This window comes from Snodgrassella sp. CS2 (genome assembly GCF_050310315.1).
Taxonomy (GTDB): Bacteria; Pseudomonadota; Gammaproteobacteria; order Burkholderiales; family Neisseriaceae; genus Snodgrassella; species Snodgrassella alvi_E.
The window spans coordinates 1-15,127 of record NZ_JBNPBA010000008.1; the positions used below are offsets into that span (position 1 = coordinate 1).

Annotated in this window: 10 protein-coding genes and 1 pseudogene; all 11 read right to left on the bottom strand. The window is 40.1% G+C overall.

Translation table 11 applies throughout. From position 1 onward, the window contains the following. A pseudogene (locus tag ACQP6D_RS09695) lies at positions 1 to 785 on the bottom strand (hypothetical protein); the annotation flags it as partial. Positions 786 to 806: 21 nt separating this feature from the next. Next, positions 807 to 1,235: a DcrB-related protein gene (locus tag ACQP6D_RS09700; RefSeq protein ID WP_427858068.1), complete on the bottom strand. Its 429-nt coding sequence runs from the start codon at positions 1,233 to 1,235 to the stop codon at positions 807 to 809. Positions 1,236 to 1,261: 26 nt separating this feature from the next. Beyond that, entirely contained in the window at positions 1,262 to 3,568 is a 2,307-nt protein-coding gene (locus tag ACQP6D_RS09705) for a type VI secretion system Vgr family protein (RefSeq protein ID WP_427858069.1), read from the bottom strand. Positions 3,569 to 4,711: 1,143 nt separating this feature from the next. Next, a complete protein-coding gene (locus tag ACQP6D_RS09710; RefSeq protein ID WP_427858070.1) occupies positions 4,712 to 5,122 on the bottom strand; it encodes a putative T6SS immunity periplasmic lipoprotein in 411 nt (136 codons plus the stop codon). Positions 5,123 to 5,383: 261 nt separating this feature from the next. Continuing rightward, the gene (locus ACQP6D_RS09715) at positions 5,384 to 5,857 is read right to left on the bottom strand and encodes a putative T6SS immunity periplasmic lipoprotein (RefSeq protein WP_427858071.1); all 474 of its coding nucleotides are present in this window, start codon (positions 5,855 to 5,857) and stop codon (positions 5,384 to 5,386) included. A 790-nt stretch (positions 5,858 to 6,647) separates the two neighbouring features. Then, complete coding sequence (locus ACQP6D_RS09720) at positions 6,648 to 7,070, bottom strand: hypothetical protein (protein WP_427858072.1); 423 nt, start codon at positions 7,068 to 7,070, stop codon at positions 6,648 to 6,650. A 2-nt stretch (positions 7,071 to 7,072) separates the two neighbouring features. Continuing rightward, a complete protein-coding gene (gene tagF, locus ACQP6D_RS09725; protein WP_427858073.1) occupies positions 7,073 to 7,810 on the bottom strand; it encodes a type VI secretion system-associated protein TagF in 738 nt (245 codons plus the stop codon). Further along, positions 7,807 to 11,736: a type VI secretion system membrane subunit TssM gene (tssM, locus tag ACQP6D_RS09730; protein WP_427858074.1), complete on the bottom strand. Its 3,930-nt coding sequence runs from the start codon at positions 11,734 to 11,736 to the stop codon at positions 7,807 to 7,809. The genes tagF and tssM overlap by 4 nt, the downstream gene beginning before the upstream one ends. 159 nt (positions 11,737 to 11,895) lie before the next feature. Further along, positions 11,896 to 12,384: a hypothetical protein gene (locus ACQP6D_RS09735; RefSeq protein WP_370386634.1), complete on the bottom strand. Its 489-nt coding sequence runs from the start codon at positions 12,382 to 12,384 to the stop codon at positions 11,896 to 11,898. Between the two features lie 46 nt (positions 12,385 to 12,430). After that, positions 12,431 to 13,777, bottom strand: a complete 1,347-nt coding sequence (gene tssL, locus ACQP6D_RS09740) for a type VI secretion system protein TssL, long form (RefSeq protein ID WP_370386635.1) — start codon at positions 13,775 to 13,777, stop codon at positions 12,431 to 12,433. After that, entirely contained in the window at positions 13,774 to 15,120 is a 1,347-nt protein-coding gene (tssK, locus tag ACQP6D_RS09745; RefSeq protein WP_267408935.1) for a type VI secretion system baseplate subunit TssK, read from the bottom strand. Before tssK ends, tssL begins: the two co-directional genes overlap by 4 nt. Positions 15,121 to 15,127: the final 7 nt, after the last annotated feature.

Consider the following 15,127-nt stretch of genomic DNA (forward strand, 5'->3'; position numbering starts at 1 on the left):
TTGTTGGATACTTTGACGCCGCCGGCATGGTCGTCGGTGACTTTGGCTTCGCAGGTGCTGCGGTCGTTGCTGCGTACAGCCGGCTGGCTGTTGATGTAAACTTTGCTGGAGCCTTCGGCCAAATATTCGGAACTGCCAGTAATAGCACTGATGCCACCCATTATAAGATCAGCAGCAGCCAAACCCGGGCAAAGCAAATCTGTTATACTAGGTGGCTGCTGAAGTTTTTCACTTACATCGGCAAATGAAGATGGATGTTTTAAGCAACGAATTTTATCATCTTCTGCAGGAGCAGCCCTCGGATCAGGTGAGGCCACTGTCGGCCTGACCATCTCTTTGGCGGCATCCCATAGCCCACCCAGAATACCAGCTGTAATATCTACAAAACTTTTAGGTTGTTTTGGTTCAGCATTGTCACCAACAAGTTCTTTGTTTTGGTCGATGGTACCAGCAGCCCGAGCAGCTGGCTGTTTATTAATCCGAGTATTTGGCGAACCGGTTTTGATTTTGCCATCTTCAGATGGTGGAAATAAACCGCTAACCGAGTCTGCTAACTCTGAGATTTTGTTGCTACCTCCTGATACACCCATTACGACACCAACTACAACACCTAAAGCAAAGCCAGCAAGTCCGCCAGTGGCTAATGTTCCGAATACAGCAAGACTAGCTGCAGCTGTAATAGCAGCATAACAGGCCATTTCAACAGCTGCGCCTGCTATATCTGCCAGTAATGAAGTATGCAGAAGTATATCTCCCTCTCGGGCAGCCCAATATGCCTGTCCCATGGTTGCTCCTCTCTCAAATCATTATTTTTTAAATTCAAAATTTTTTTTAATTAATTCCCAATGGGCTAATTCCGCTTCGCCCAAATTGGTATTTTTTACATAACTCATCGCAAACATGGTTCGAGTACCGGGAATAAGACACACCAGCTGATACTGGAAAACTTTTTCTGCACCCTTAATAAACTGGTTACTTAACTCAAATGCCTCGATATTCTGATTCTTTCCGAAACTGATTTTGTTTTGCTGATGAAATTTCAATCCTTTTACAGAGCTTTCAAGTCGTTTTAACTGGCCATCCAGGCTGGATTCGAGCGTTTCTTCTTCTCCAAGTTCACTGCGACTCAAAACCAATGATGTACCTAGATTTTTGAATTTGATAATATTTAAGGTAACATCTTTTATGTCAGGGTCTGGAATCTGAAATTCGGTATCATTAGTTTGGTATTGCATTAAGTTGTCCTTTATGTTTTTTTATTTTATGCCGGTGGTGAAAATATCTGGTTTATTGCACTATCAATATTGCCTTTATCTCCATCGGAGCCAGGCTGAGCCGCAGCACCTCCACCTTTCATATTCAAATCCAGTAATTTACCAAGCGTATTAATCTGACCACTTTGTGCTGCCGTGATATTGAAATTTTCACAGGTAATATTAAATTGCCCATCGGCATGGAGCTCAAGTACAGTTTTTCCGCATGACAAGCGTATGGTTGTCCCTGCAGCAATTACAAAATCATTACTGACACTAGTCGATTTATTTTCTCCAATCAAAACCGTGTCATTGGCTTTAACAGCACGAAGACAATTATTACTGATCAAAGTTGTACGGTCGTTGCCTACGCTAATGACTTCATTATTACCAATTGATTTTGTACGATTATTTCCAACAGAATGGCTTTCATCATTATTGACTTCGATACGTTGGTCTTTTTCAGCATGCAGCCAGAGCTCCTCTTGCCCCGGTTTATCTTCAAATCGCAAAGCATTGGCATTATCAGGCCCGCCTCCGATCGAATGGCTGAACATTCCGCTTTGAGTTTTGTTGTCAGGTAAACCCCATGCTGGCATGGTATCAGCGTTGTACACTCGGCCAGTGATAATTGGTAAATCCGGATCACCATTTTTGAAATCAACAATGACTTCCTGACCTATTCGCGGTATCTGCATACCACCGAATCCCTTACCTGCCCACGGCTGTGTAACACGTACCCAACACGAGCTGTTTTCATCCCACTGGCCGTAACGATCCCAGAGAAATTGCACTTTCACTCGGCCATATTTGTCTGTCCAGATTTCCTCTCCTGCCGGACCTGTCACAATGGCACTTTGCGGGCCATGGGTATGTGGTTTTTTTATAGTACGCTGCGGACGGAAAACTTCACTAGTGGGCAGAAGTTCAAAACTGGTACTGTATCCAAATGATTGTCCCTGACTGCTTTGTTCCCCAGTATCCTGAATCATAAAAGCAGCTTCAACGATCAGATATTCACGGTTTGCTTCAACAGTAGGACAATTCTGCAGAGTAAAAGTGCAGCCAGTCTCTAACGTACGTATATTGCCACTGCCATAAACTCGGCTGCCTAAAGATTTCTGCGCTTCCATACGTACTCTGGTCAGGAATTCGCCTTCGTCTTTTTCAAAATAATCACCAGGCCATTCATAATGCTCGTAATCAGGATGCCCAGTCTCACGTGGTTTAGCTACTGTACTTGTAAGTTTGGCTTTTGGTTTCTGAAAATCGAAATCATCTAATACCCATTTACCGGTACGTAGGGATTCTTTCGCTGCAATAGTATGGATAAACTCTTCATCCAGCTTTAAACCCTGCTGATGAAAACTTACAGATGCAGCTCCGGGACAAGGTTGATGAGAACCAATAGCATCGACTAACACCAGTTTATGACTACCAGCACTATGTTCAAAGAAATAATATATACCGAATTCTTGCATCAAACGTTGCAGGAAATCATAATCGGTTTCACCATACTGAACCTGAAAATTGCGCTTCGGATAAGTTTCAGTAAGTCGTTTTTCCATCTCAAATGGATACTCACTTAAAACTTCATCGATAATTTCTACTACGCTTTTATTCTGAAATATCTTGTAATCACTGGTACGAGTAGCCAGCTCTAGCCATGGCTCAAGACGCAGCTCATAAACCACACCACGTCCCTGATGCCCCACAACGCGAGCAGCCGTAACCAACCCGCTGATATAACGTTTACTACCGTTTTCAAGCTCTATATCAACAGTTAGATCCTTGCCTACCATTGATTTTAATGGCAAATTAGAACTAGGCGCAAAGTAGCCAATATTTAGCTTATCAGGAGTCTTAAGTTGAATGGTGTAGCTAAATAACTCACTTAAAGTTTCTTGCCCGTTCATACTGGCAAATGTAAGCATACCAGCAGGGATGGCAGCACCACTGACATTCACTGTCCGTGTACCACCACTGCTTCCACCAGTTACAGCATCCACAATATCCTGTGCACTAACTGGTACCGAACTACCTGCTACTGCTGCCTGTGCTGCTTTCATCAGTGGAGATGCTGTCCCTATGCTTCCTATAGCCTCCATTGCGTCTGTAGCTGTATCTATGGCTTTTTTAGTTTGAGCGATAGTCGAATTAGCTTTTTCTGCCAATTTGTCCGCCACCTGTTCAACACTATTTTGCACCAGCTCTCCAATATCTGGAGATACTGTTTGGTTGCTTACAAACCCAGGTGTACGGGTAAGTGAATTCACCGGCAGAAGCTGTTCATCTGACTCTGGTTTTATACTCATGGTTTTCCCCATCATTATTGCGCCATAGATTTAATTACATGCAATATAGGCGCATGTTTCAGTATTGATTACTTATTCAGCAGTCGACCTATTTTGCCCATCGTTATATGCAAAACCATTCTAAATGGTTTAAATTAAATAATTATTTAGAAAATGACTTTCTGAACCAGATTATTTCTTCCAGCAAGTGCGATTATTGACGTTTCTTGAATAGCAAACCAAACCGGCGCATGGAAGACAACAATATTTTTATCTGAAAGTGTCTACCCTTACTTATATACTATCTCTATCTCTCCAATATTGACTGATTAACCCGCCTGAATACAATTTACATCTGGCTATAATTTTGGCTATTTCATATTGCAAATCAGTTTGTACTACTCTATTCAATATTCACACCGCACTTTAATCTCCCAACAATAAAACCTTCATTGAAGAAAAAACGATGTAAAAAACTTTAATCAATCAGCATTAATTTAGCATAAATCTTTGAAACACCTTTTAACCAAATAAAACCTTATTATATATAATATTTACACGATATAAGACATTATTTTTGAAATAAAGCGAATTTATAGATTTCTAAATTAATCTTTTACAACAATTTAACCGTCTGCAAATCTGGTAGATTTAGAAAATGGTAAGCAGGCATCTATGATTTAATTTAGTTTTCAATTTATAGCAAACAGAATAATAAGATTATGACATAATTATTAATATCTGGTCATAATGACAAATTCAAAATTCTGTATTTTTTACTAGTGGCAATAGCTATAAATCATATATCTTTGAATGCCAGTATATGAGGTATTCTCCAGACTTATTTTTTGGGCGACAGTTTTAATACATCATATTTTCACTTTATAGGAAAATTATCCGATTCATTACAAAACAAATTTCTATTTTGATTGTAATGGTTATTAATATAATGTGTAATATTTTGAATTAATTATAATTATTTCTTCATAGTACCCTGAGAGCAAACGATTACATGTCCCGCTGTAACCAACCGATAAATATTAGATATAATACAATTTTCTAAACTATTGTCATTTTAATAAAATTACTCGACCTTTTTTGGTTCTCAAAAGCGCTTTTTGTAGAACATAATAATTGCAAATTTAAAAATCATGATTAATGTATTTATTTTCGTTTAATTATATTTTTTCTGGCACTAGAATCTAACCATAATTCCACATTACCATGATTATCTTTGAATATACGAAATTCTCTTGCCCATGTTTTTTGCGTCATATTCTTTGATTCATCGTTTCCTCTAATACTTGATTCAAAATTGATTGAATAGACAATATTATTCTGGAAATGATAGTCAAAGCGTATACACTCTCCACTCACAACATAATATTTTTTTGGTAAGCCGAAATTTAGCGGATCAAAATAATCTTTCATCCATAATTGCCCGACACCTTCTTGAAATACCTCTGTTGTTATTATGTCAAACTGTTTTTTACGATCAAAATTTATCAGTAGTGCCGGTATACTAATGCATGGCTGTCCATTATTTTTTAAAACAATATCGGGTTTAGAAACCATCGGGCGATGAAAATAACACCCAGTTATGTACAATAATATGAAACTAACCAACAGGTACATATTCAATCTTAGTTTCATTTGAATAACACTTTTCTATCTATTGGATATTCCAAAGGAGCTAGACTAAATTAAAGATGCAAATAAAATAACATTATCATTAAAATTCTTCAATTGCTCGCGAATTTGCTATTAATTATTTGCTTTATATAGTTTTTTAAAAAATCGAAAATTTAAAACATACTCTTTGTAGATTATTTTTATTTAATTATTTTCTCTAGCTTCAAGATCTAATAAAAGTTTTGCCGAGCCATCAGTATTAGTTGTAATTCGCAAATCTCTAGACCAGATTTTTTGTTCGCCATTTTCGAACTCCTTGCTTCCACTGGCTGCAGATATAAAACTGATTGAATAAACCCTATTTCTTTGAAATTGATACTCAAAGCGCAGGCATTCTCCAGTGTTTACACTATATTTTTTTGAAAAATCATAATATTCTTTTTCCCAAAGCGTTCCAATACCTACTTGAAATACATCTGCTTCAATAATATCAAATCGATTATTTTTATTAAAGAAGTTGAATTTTTGTATCGGTATAGATATGCATGGTTGTCCATCTTTTTTTAAAACAATATCTGGAGTGTAAATCATTACACGATGGCAATATAATCCTGTTGCCAAAGGCAATAATAAAACAATTAACAACCATTTTCTTTTCATTTGCATTATTTTAATCATATTTTTTTCCTTTTCTGGCGTTTGAATCTAAAAATAAATCAAATTTACCATCAATATCTTTTAAATTACAAAATTTTTTTTCAGCTTCATTTTTATACTTATCAGTTATTCTTATATTTGATTTATATTTATTCGAATCAATGCAAATTTTTTTGAAATTTATAGCAAAAATACTGATACTTCCATTCTAAATATAATAATTTTTGGACATGCGAAAATTTAGATGAAATAAAAAAATATTAGCATCTTGTTTTAAACTTCTCTTTATTTTGTATAAGTTTTTTATGAATTATTCTATGAAACACTTATCTAGTAAAACTTCAACGCAAACTTATAATTTTATTTACATAGAATATTTCTTAAATTTGTTCTTACATCTATTTGTGTATTAGTTGATACAAAAGTTTTTCTTAAACATTAAAAAAATCAAATCTTATTCGTTCTTTTTTCTCTACAAAATTTCTTTATATCAAGTAAAATACTTTTGATTTTAAAATGTTAAATTATATTTTTATATTATTACTATTATCTGGCATACAATTAATTTTAAGATACTACCAAGATTATAAATAATATAATGACGAAAATTAAATTTTCTTTTCTCAGTCTATATATACACTTTATTAACTCTGAAGGTTCAATTTCTCCTTTATTTAAATAGAGCTTTTTTATCTTTTTGGTTTTTAAGAAATAAATACAAAGTCTTTTGATATATTTTAAGCCAAAAATCTTTCCCAGTTTGTTTATTAGTAAATCGGTGGTCTTTGTTTTTATGATTTGTAATACGATACTATGCATCAAATCCAAATCTATTTAAAATATAATAATCGGCTATAATTGATGCTTGCTGTTCCATTCCATAGTTTGATAATAAATTTCCATCTTCCAGATCATATTTATATTCTACTGCAAAACTAACTATGCCTCGGAACTTAACCCACATTTCCATCTGATATTGCCATACATGAGTCATTTCATGTATAAAAAAATGAATATAATTAATTGTTTCTATTGAATAATATTCCCTGAAATGACCTTCTGGCCAATAAATTTCCCCATTAGGTGTAACCGCCGTATCCTTATTCTGAAGAGGTAAATATGTGTCGTTATGTACTTTTACCGAAGTTATCGTTATTGCTGATTTAAACAACGATGTCACCATGGATATTTCTCCTGGTGTCAATAACCGGGAAGCCCCTTTTTTAGTTGGCATTTTTATTCCTTCCAAACACTATTGCCTAGGCTTCTTGCATCTAGAAATCCGCCCCTTCCGTCTTGCTGCCAGAACCACCCTTCTGCGGAGTATGACTCCCAAACCACGTGCGGCCAATTAGCCCAAGGCAAATAATGTACACCGCAAATTTCGGTATCTTCCTCTTTTATCTTACCTGTCAGTTCGCGACAGGCCGTCTGATTTCCTACTTGTGCTCTGGCAAACCAGCCACCCCATTTTGGACTATGAATTTCCCACAATTTATCTAATTGACTAGCAAGATCTTTTGTATTTTTTTGGGTTGGTTTCACATATCCTGCCACTAACTGTGCCAGCCAATATAGCCAGCCCAATGGTGTGTTCAGATATCGTTGCAGCCATGACTGATTGACTGTCTGATAAATCACCAAAGGATAAGAACGACCAATGCTGTCAGCAGAAGGGCTCATCACCCCGATTACCCAAGATCGTCCTGAAAATGGCAATATTCCGGGAGCTAACACAAAACTCCATGGTAAAGCATGCAGTACGGGACTTTCCTGCCCAAAATCGGGCGTCAGGTACAGCCAATCATGTTTATCCTTAATATTATCTTTTTGAGGCTGCAGCCATTCCTGTTTATTCAACCATATCCGCCATTCATCAATTTCCTGTCCTTGTGCTCTATAGCGAACATAATCGCCCCTGTCGGGTAATTTTCCCCAAATAGCAGGTGACGAGATGCGCGGTATACCTATCATGGCGTACTACCTCCTACTGGACAGGTAAATCCACGTAATGGGTTGTTTGGACTTTGTAGATTAAAATCTACACTGGAAGATATTTCGAGCACTACACGACGACCATCAAATTTGAACTCAACCAAATGGCGGCTGTCACTCATACTGCTGATGATTCGGCCTTTGTTTAGCAGCCGGAAAAGCGCCCATGGCCCGCTGGTAATAATTGTTGAACTATCCTGACGTATGCGCGGATTGGCCGTTATTTCAGCCATGGAACCGTTTCTCGGACCTGGCCAGGTAATGTGTAGTGGACGCACCGGTCCATGCATATAACGTTGTGATTGTCCATCAATATCTATAATCAAGTCTGTAATTGTGGGATCCAGTTCAACAACTTTAATATCCATACTCCAAGACATTTTCCGAGCTCCCTGTTCCTGAAAAAATGCTTCCCGAATGCGTTTTGCCTGCTGGAACGGTGCCAAACTTGGTCCCGGTAAAGGTGTGTTGCTTCCTTCAGATTGTTTGTAACGCCATGGGTTAGATGTTATGTCTACTTGTGATGCGAGCTGTTTATTGAAAAAATCGTCAAGCAGTCCGCCACTGGCAAATATACGGTTAAAATCGTCCGCACTTACTTCCTGATTACTGGCCGCAAAGGGATAACGGCCATCAATTACATTGCGACAATTTCCGCCTATCATGGCCTCCATTTGCCGGCTAAGTACCTCTCCTGATGCCAGATTCAGTTTACGGGCCCCTTGATTGGTTAGATCGAGCAAAATATTTTGTAAAGGTGCTGGCATTTTGACTGCTTCAAGCCGTAATTTTTCTGCAGCATCAATTTTGGGAGGTAAAGTGTTAGCAGCTAAAGCATTATCTGCTATCATTAATTGATTGTAATATTCATTGAGCAGACTCAGTACGTTGTCTAATTTCTGCGGCCTGCTGCCTGCATTACTGTTTTGCATATCAGCAACGCCGGTGACAACTTCGCGTAATGCAGCAAATCGATTATCGACTAGTGTTTTTTCTAACTGCTCTTCAGGACGTACGTTTTTCAACAATTTGGCTGTCTGTACGGCTTCACGGGTATTGCCTGATAATCGTTGCTCGGCTCGTTCAGCCAGAATTTTTTGGCTGGTATTTTTGTCCACAGGTGGTACCAGCGTTGTTTGTTCTACAACTGCTTTGGAAAGCCGCATCAGTGGCGAATCGGGAGCAGCAAATGTACGCAATGTCTGTAAGTCAAAAGCCAGACTGGGACTATTGTCAGCACCGGTACTATTCACGCTGTGAATATCTTCAAGAAAAGCCTGCCAGCGCGAAGTGTATTCTGTTAAATAAAGCCGCCGCACCTCTTTGATTAAAGGGTCATCATCTCCGTTAACCTTCTGAACCAGCTGCTGGGCACGTTCAGCAGTTTTTTTTTGAGAAGCAGCAGTCTCCCTGCCCATAACCCATTCGTCATCTGCATAAGCGGCAGCAACAAATTCAGAGATGCGTTTATCAAATAAATCTCTATAACCCTGTACAGTAAAAAGACCCGGAATACCGCGATCAAGCGGTTCGCCACTGGCACGAACAAAGACCATACCGGCATCAGCGCCTACTGCACGTACAATCGTAAAGTCTTCTGGTGCCTCATCACTCATGGCTACTTTGGCTCGGTCGTAGATTCGCTCGGTACTGGTACTACCTTCCAACAACTCCCTTGCACTACGAATCAAGGCATCATTTTTGGCAAATGGAGAATGTATGACACGGCTACCATCAAAAAGTGCACCCAGATGCTCATAAATACTGGCACTTCCACCAAAAGCTGCAGCGGTATCGTTTTGTTGCCAGTCTTTCAATATCCATGCCTGAATTTCAGCAGCGTTAAACTTATCCTGATGATCTGCATCCAGATTAAGTAGCAGATAGACACGTAAGGCATCATAGGTTGCTTTGGTATCTTTCTGTGCAATAGCATTGGAAAGGGTACTTTCAACACCACGAACCACAGGTGGCAGTAGCAGCTGATCCAGTAGCTGGTCATAAGTGGAGGCGGCACTACTGATTACCGGTGGTACGCTATACAAACCATATCGGAAACTGGTTGGTGGTTTATCCGGGTCCAGTCCGGGGTATGCAGCCAGCTCACGGGCTGAATTCAGAATATCTGGTACAGCTGTTGTAGTAGGTTTACGTGAATAAACGCGCACTTTTTCAGCAAGCGCAGCTGCTTTAACATTAACTGCTGCAAGATAATTACTATTTTTACCATAACTGGTATACATACCCTGTACTAGCCAAAGGAATATAATCAGTACCAATAAATGACCGGAAAATCGCATTACGCGATAACGCATTTCCCATTGTAGATTGGGTTGAACCAGGTTTGGCTCCTGAAAAATGAGTTTGGTCAGCAAATCATGTAGAAAATAGCTGCGATTGCCTGTAGGCGGTACTGTATTTGCATAAAGACTGTTTTTTTCAGTATATGCTGGGTCACGCTTGATAGCCCGCCATAAACGTTGCATCAGGGATAGGCGATCAGCTGTAGCTTGAGCTGGCGCTTGAGCTGCACTAGTAAAATACACACCTCTGAGCGTATTGTGCAATTGGGTTGCATCAAATTTAGAATCAAGAAATACGCGTTCTATAATATCTAGTAATGGTTCAGCAAGCGCAGCAAATTCCTGTGGCAGAGCATAAAGATTACATCTGCGCTGTACATCGTATTCTTCCTGTAAACGATTATCTACACCCTGATCTAGTCTTTGCGTTAGTAGCTTCAGCTCACTTTCACAATTTGAACGCAGCTTATCATAATTATTTTTTTGCTGTTTCTGATCATACGGTAAAGTGAAACCCCATATTTGTGCACGCCCCTCAGTAGTTAGGGAGTTAAAGTAATCGGTGAAACCAGGCAGAAGATCCATTTTGGTTACCACCAAATATACCGGAAACTGAATACCTAATTCGGTTCGGAGCTCTCCCAGACGCGCTCTTAATGCTGCCGCAGCAGTGATACGCTCAGCTTCAGATTTACCGGCCAGATCAGCTACATTGACTGTTAAAAGTACACCATTAATTGGTGCGCGCGGACGATATTTACGCAGAAGACCGAGAAACCCAAGCCATTCCTCAGCATTACGGGAAGTAGTATCAGCAGAACCGCCATCATCATGGCGAACATAACGTCCAGCAGTATCAATTAACACGGCTTCATTGGTAAACCACCAGTCACAATGTACCGTGCCGCCTTTGCCGGGCACAGCAAAGGCTTCCGCTGATTGTCCCATTTGCTCTGCCAGTGGAAATTGCAGGCCAGCATTCATTAAAGCTGTTGTTTTACCATCACCGGGCGCACCAATAATCATGTACCACGGCAGCTCATATAAATAGCGTTTACCTTCAAAAATACGGCGTATACCAAGTCCCGGCTTACCAATACGCAATTGCTTAAGCTGCTCAACGGCACGTGAGACAATATTGGTAACCGCACGCTGATCTTCACGAGCTTCAGAAACAACAGGTTTATCGCCACGCGGACGCAGAATTTTTTGCAGCAACTGCTCATCTACACGTAAAGCCAACCATAGTCGGTACAAACCATACAGCGCATAACAAAACAAAACGATGCCAATCAACATGGCTCGAGTCCATGCTGGTGCAAATGGTTTGGTCTGACCATATGCAAGCAGAGGTGCTGCTTTCCATATCAGTACACATAAAGCTGCAACCCAGATAGCCGATAACGACCAGTTCTTAAACCATAGAAACAGAAATGCGAACAGAATCAGAATGGTGACAATGCGCGTAGATATAGATGCAAAAGGATGCAATCCACCAAACGTCAGCAAAGGTCCCACAAACCAGACTATCAGTGCTAATAAAATAATACCGATAATTGCCAGCATGCGGCGGGAAAAAAGAAAATCTAAAATTTTTTGCATGTTATTTGCTTTAGCTATCTATCTAGGCGGGTTGATAATAAATTTTTACTGAGGTGTAAGACCTCTGCACAAATATAGTTGATACCACCTATGGGTTTATGCCCTACAATCTTTTTAAATTAATACTATTTTTTAACCTGAAGTTTCCAAGTTCTTGTCTTAATACTTCGAAAATTTATCAATAATTGCTTGTGCGCGACGGCTTCCGGCGTTTTCAGTAAATAAAATCTGCAATTTACTTCCTATCCTGACTACAGAAAATGGAACCAGAATTTTGCTGTGCTTAAAAAAACGGGTTTTGCCCAGTGATTTTATAGCTTGTGCAGCGGCTGTTTCGTCTGAATAGCTGAGTTCTAAAAATCCCAATTGTATAGGTGCAAGTGCATTATCTGATGAAATGCTTTGTAAATTAATGCCAAAGGCATTATGCAGTGATATTCCAAGCCTGCTATCAAGATTATGACGAATAATATCTTTTACCTGAGCATCCGAAATTCTTGCTGCATTTACTGGTTCAGCCAACTGCTGCCTGATTTGTTCAACGATAATTGGTTCATCATTATCCAAAACAGATGCAAAAGATATAACACTAAACAAGCCTAACCAAATACATAAAGAAAGCTTGACAATATTATTCAGTAACCGCATTTTCATACCTTTTTTAACGGCGAATGTAATTAATACAAAATTTGGTTCACTCAGTTACCAAAATATCTACACGACGATTTTTTGCACGGCCTTCTGCTGTATTGTTATCTTCTACTGGTGCAGTATCACCCAAACCGACAATTTTCAAACGTGATTCCGCTACCCCTTTGTTTACTAACAAAGCGGCCACTTCTGCTGCCCTTTTTTCAGATAAAACCTGATTAGAAGGAAATTCAGCAGTATGAATAGGTTGATTGTCAGTATGTCCAGTTACAGTTACAGTACCTGATACTTTGTTTATTTCGCTGGCTACTTTATCCAGTACTGGCATTATTTTGGGATTTACTGTTTTCTTGCCCGGAACAAACATGAAATCACCAAGAAATGTTACCTGACTTTGCTGAGCATTTTCATTAACGCTGACTACACCACGTTCAATTTCATCTTTAAGTAAAGCTTTCAGCCGCAAAACACCAGTCGTTACTGGTGGTGGTACCGCTTTACCTATAGCAGCAATTCGTTGTTGTAATCTTGTATCAGTATCCACAATCTGAAATTTAAACCAGACAAAAATGGCCAATAACAGACAGCAAAAAAACACAGCACTGATCCATACAGGCAATGAACGCAGTCGACGAAACTTACCAGATGCATCTGCATACCAGTGTGGAGATAAATCCCGGGCAACCGGATCCCGGCCACTACTGATGATGGATAGCAATTGCTGACGAATCAAATCAAGCTGTTTACGCCCATCCGGACGAACACTATACCGCCCTTCAAACCCCAAACTTAAAATTCGGTAGATGACTTCTAATACGTCTCCGTATTCAATTGGATTTGGAGAAAGACGGCCAATTAATAGAAATATTTTTTCGCCACCATAGCTTTCGTTATGAAAAACAATGAGCAGGCTTTTTCTAGCCCATGCTCCTCCACCTCCCCATGATGTTTTATTGGCAGCCTCATCCAGAGCTGTGCAAACACAATAACGTACTGCCAGTACGTGTTCACGCCTCAAATTTGCCCGATCACATAAAGTTTGATAAATGTGAACTTCGCGTATGAGCAGCTCACGCAGACTTTCAATGCCATTATCGTATGAATCAAGTTGAGCCGGCATATTGGCCAGTGCGAGCAACAAGGGCTGTGCTGCTTCCAGCAGAGGATTATCAGCCGCTTCAATTGCCGCCAGACGTAATTTACTGTCTGGTCCTGCATCAATATTGTCTGCCAATTTGGCTGATTGTTGTTCTCCGAACCAGGATGTATCCGCAAGACGCTCAAACTCATAACCATGTTGTGGTTGTGATAAAGGCTCCGTAGCTGAAGCCTCAGGTATTTGCTCTTTATTAGCACCTGTACCATTGAGAATGGTATCGAACTCATTCATTGATCACGCACTCCCCAAAGTTCAATTAGTAAGCCAGGAAATTCACCGGCAATGTGCATGGCCAATCCACCGTAATGAGCAATATGTTCCCATAACGGACCATCACGTAATAGCTCAAAATAAACATAGCCGGCATTAAAAGGAATCTGACGCGGAGGTACAGGTAATGCCTGCAATGCCATCCCCGGTAAATGAGAACGAATCAGCTCCGGCAAACGATCTGAAGGACCTATTTTGGTCTGTGCAGCAAATTGATGTACCAAAATATCTGGAGGTATCTGAGCCTTAACAGCCAATACCAGAGCATTAAAGCCACGCAGTTCTGTGGGTTCAACCACTGCATTCTTGACTCCGTAAGCCGCATCCTCTAGTCGGATATGCTGTGCACTACGAATCAATACTGCATTTAACAAATGCTGAACATCATCGACAACTGGTTTCAGACAATAATAAGGTGCATCATGACGATATGGTAAATGCTCTATTGGGCGCCGAGTGTGTGGTCTAACGAAAGTCGAGAGCTCACCTGCCATGCAAATCAACTGCCGATAGATAAATTCCGGTGATGTGCCGCCAACTTTCTGCACATGGTGTAGTAAAGGTTCATAACGGTTTAGAATTTGCAAAAGCAAATAGTCGGATACCTCAGCCGCCTCTGAGCCTTTACCTTGTCTGCCTGTAAGTCTATCAGCAAGTGAATCGGCTCGCAGATGTGTCAAATCATGGATCTGTGAAAGCCAGGTCTGCAGCAAGGTACTGGCGGTATAATGAGTAACAGGTGGTATGACAGTGCTGTCTATCTCAACCCCACCGTCTGCCCGTAAAGTACTGATACGGGCAATTGGCAATCCTATCCAGGCATCTGTCAACGCTTTCTGCGGCATCAGCCTTAATCGCAAATGGCTGAGCTGAACTGTTTTTGCGCCAAGTCCGATAGAGTTTGCATCTCGCACATCGCTTTCAAATACAGCAAAACGAGCAAGCGACTCCGAATTATCTTCAAAACTGGTCTCTTCAGCATTTGGTGTGCGGATAGGCAAAGCAAGATAAATTAGTTGTTCAAGATGCTCTGGCTGAATGGTCAACGGCGGAGGCAGCAATGTGTGCCCAGGCGCTTCAAAAGGCGTACCGTCGGGAAATACACCAGCCACATCTTTTAATACCAGTTTACCTAAATTCAACGCTTCGTGATCTATATCGTAGCGACTGAAACCCCAGAAAAAAGGCGATAACGGCACACTGCGACTATGTGCAAAATGCTCCAGATAGCGTTCTTGTTGCTGGAAAATCTGTGGCAGCAGAAATTGCCCTTCACTCCAGACTACACGGTTATACCAACTCATTTAGAGA

Bases quoted from the DNA above. Each gene is read 5' to 3' on its own strand.
- tagF (WP_427858073.1), bottom strand. From the start codon at position 7,810: ATGATAGGTATACCGCGCATCTCGTCACCTGCTATTTGGGGAAAATTA.
- ACQP6D_RS09720 (WP_427858072.1), bottom strand. From the start codon at position 7,070: ATGCCAACTAAAAAAGGGGCTTCCCGGTTATTGACACCAGGAGAAATA.
- ACQP6D_RS09700 (WP_427858068.1), bottom strand. From the start codon at position 1,235: ATGCAATACCAAACTAATGATACCGAATTTCAGATTCCAGACCCTGAC.
- ACQP6D_RS09715 (WP_427858071.1), bottom strand. From the start codon at position 5,857: ATGATTAAAATAATGCAAATGAAAAGAAAATGGTTGTTAATTGTTTTA.
- ACQP6D_RS09705 (WP_427858069.1), bottom strand. From the start codon at position 3,568: ATGAGTATAAAACCAGAGTCAGATGAACAGCTTCTGCCGGTGAATTCA.
- ACQP6D_RS09735 (WP_370386634.1), bottom strand. From the start codon at position 12,384: ATGCGGTTACTGAATAATATTGTCAAGCTTTCTTTATGTATTTGGTTA.
- tssK (WP_267408935.1), bottom strand. From the start codon at position 15,120: ATGAGTTGGTATAACCGTGTAGTCTGGAGTGAAGGGCAATTTCTGCTG.
- tssM (WP_427858074.1), bottom strand. From the start codon at position 11,736: ATGCAAAAAATTTTAGATTTTCTTTTTTCCCGCCGCATGCTGGCAATT.
- ACQP6D_RS09710 (WP_427858070.1), bottom strand. From the start codon at position 5,122: ATGGTTTCTAAACCCGATATTGTTTTAAAAAATAATGGACAGCCATGC.
- tssL (WP_370386635.1), bottom strand. From the start codon at position 13,777: ATGAATGAGTTCGATACCATTCTCAATGGTACAGGTGCTAATAAAGAG.